General features: G+C 38.4%; 1 rRNA gene. It reads right to left on the reverse strand.

From position 1 onward, the window contains the following. Positions 1–255, reverse strand: a 23S ribosomal RNA gene (locus tag O6B72_RS09465); the annotation flags it as partial.

Consider the following 255-nt stretch of genomic DNA (forward strand, 5'->3'; position numbering starts at 1 on the left):
TTACGGTACGGGCAATTATTACTAAACTTAGAAACTTTTCTTGGCTCTATAGTATCATGGATTCTTACGCTACTCCGAAGAGCTTTGTAAGCCTTTAAGCTTTCGGATAAAGAGTTACGGATTTGCCTATAACTCAACCTACGACCTTAGACTAACTATTCCATCAGTTAGCTCCACTAACTTTAAGCGTCCTTCCATCGCACATAATAATTGGTATTGGAATATTAACCAATTTTCCATCGCATACCCCTTTCG

The sequence above is a fragment of the Campylobacter ureolyticus genome, assembly GCF_027277485.1.
GTDB classification, from domain to species: domain Bacteria; phylum Campylobacterota; class Campylobacteria; order Campylobacterales; family Campylobacteraceae; genus Campylobacter_B; species Campylobacter_B ureolyticus_B.